Origin of the sequence: Burkholderia sp. Ax-1720, from assembly GCF_011753035.1 — a bacterium.
Taxonomy (GTDB): Bacteria; Pseudomonadota; Gammaproteobacteria; order Burkholderiales; family Burkholderiaceae; genus Burkholderia; species Burkholderia gladioli.
In genome coordinates, this window is record NZ_VWWK01000382.1 from 1 (window position 1) to 2,087 (window position 2,087).

The window sequence follows — 2,087 nt, forward strand, 5'->3', positions numbered from 1 at the left end:
ATGTATCAGTACGACCAGTACGACCAGACGATCGTCGACGAACGCGTCGCGCAGTACCGCGACCAGGTGCGTCGCCGGCTGTCGGGCGAATTGAGCGAAGAAGAGTTCCGCCCGCTGCGCCTGCAGAACGGCCTGTACATGCAGCGCCACGCCTACATGCACCGCATCGCGATTCCTTACGGCAACCTTCGCAGCGACCAGCTGCGCATGCTGGCCGTGATCGCGCGCGAGCACGACCGCGGCTACGGGCACTTCTCGACGCGGTCGAACATCCAGTTCAACTGGATCCAGCTCGAGGACACGCCCGAAATCCTGCGCAAGCTCGCCTCGGTCCAGATGCACGGCATCCAGACCTCGGGCAACTGCATCCGCAACATCACCGCCGACCAGTTCGCGGGCGTGGCGCCCGACGAAGTGATCGACCCGCGCCCCTGGTCGGAAATCCTGCGCCAGTGGTCGACGTTCCACCCCGAATTCGCCTGGCTGCCGCGCAAGTTCAAGATCGCCGTGTCGGGCGCCAAGATCGACCGCGCCGCCGTGCAGATGCACGACCTGGGCGTCTACCTGTCGCGCAACGAGCAGGGCGAGGTGGTGGCCAGCATCCTGGCCGGCGGCGGCCTGGGCCGCACCCCGATCGTCGGCTCGATCATCCGCGAGAACCTGCCCTGGCAGCACCTGCTGACCTATTGCGAGGCGGTGCTGCGCGTCTACAACCGCTTCGGCCGCCGCGACAATCTCTATAAGGCGCGGATCAAGATCCTGGTCAAGGCGCTGTCGCCGGAGAAGTTCTCGCAGCAGGTCGAGCAAGAGTGGCAGCACCTGAAGGACGGCCCCTCGACGCTCACGCAGGCCGAGCTCGACCGCGTCTCGAAGGATTTCGCGCCGCCCGTCTACGAGAAGCTGGCCGACACGGACGCTTCCTACGAGCAGCACCTGCTCGAGAACAAGGCCTTCGCGCGCTGGGTCGAGCGCAACGTGGCGCCGCACAAGGTGGCGGGCTACGCGGCCGTGACGCTGTCGCTCAAGCCGAACGGCGTGGCGCCGGGCGACGCGACCGACGCGCAGATGGACACCGTGGCCGACTGGGCCGACGCCTACTCGTTCGGCGAGCTGCGCGTCTCGCACGAGCAGAACCTGATCCTCGCCAACGTCAAGAAGCGTGACCTGTTCGCGCTGTGGGAGAAGGCCAGGGCAGCCGGCTTCGCGACGCCGAACATCGGCCTGCTGACCGACATCATCGCCTGCCCGGGCGGCGATTTCTGCTCGCTGGCCAATGCCAAGTCGATCCCGATCGCGCAGGCGATCCAGGAGCGTTTCGACGACCTGGACTACGTCTACGACCTCGGCGAGATGTCGCTGAACATCTCGGGCTGCATGAACTCCTGCGGCCATCACCACGTCGGCAACATCGGCATCCTCGGCGTCGACAAGGACGGCGCCGAGTGGTACCAGATCTCGCTGGGCGGCGAGCAGGGCACGGGCGCGGACGGCCTGAAGCTGGGCCGCGTGATCGGCCCGTCGTTCTCGGCGCATGAAGTGCCGGACGTGATCAGCACGCTGGTCGACACCTTCGTGGAATCGCGCATCGACGGCGAGCGCTTCATCGATACCTACCAGCGTATCGGTCTCGCGCCGTTCAAGGAACGCGTCTACGCGGCCCGCCAGCCGGCCCACGCCTAAGCAACGAGGAATTAGCAGATGGCTTCGATTATCAAGAACCGCGCCGTGATCGACGACGCATGGCAAGTGGTGCGGGCCGCCGAGGACGGCGCCCTGCCCGCGGTGGACGCGCTGCCGGCCGGCAAGCTGCTGGTGCCGCGGGCTTACTGGCAGGCCGAGCGCGAGGCGCTGGTCGCCGCGCGTGGCAAGGACGAACTGGGCGTGTGGCTCGCGCCGGACAGCGAACCGGCCGAGCTGGTGGCCGATTTCGACAAGCTGACGGTGATCGCGGTGGACTTCCCGCGCTTCGGCGACGGCCGCGGCTACAGCACGGCGCACCTGCTGCGCAATCGCCACGGCTGGACCGGCGAGCTGCGCGCGATCGGCGACGTGCTGCGCGACCAGCTGAACTACATGTCGCGCTGCGG

General features: G+C 67.3%; 2 protein-coding genes. Both read left to right on the forward strand.

Going from position 1 to position 2,087, the window contains the following annotated elements:
• Window positions 1-1,680: a nitrite/sulfite reductase gene (locus tag F3J18_RS36925; RefSeq protein ID WP_166917104.1), complete on the forward strand. Its 1,680-nt coding sequence runs from the start codon at window positions 1-3 to the stop codon at window positions 1,678-1,680.
• Between the two features lie 18 nt (window positions 1,681-1,698).
• On the forward strand, window positions 1,699-2,087 hold a 389-nt coding region (locus tag F3J18_RS36930), incomplete at its 3' end, for a DUF934 domain-containing protein (protein ID WP_166917106.1).

What these genes read in the sequence shown, in the direction of transcription:
- F3J18_RS36925 (WP_166917104.1), top strand. Translation starts at nt 1, where the DNA reads ATGTATCAGTACGACCAGTACGACCAGACGATCGTCGACGAACGCGTC.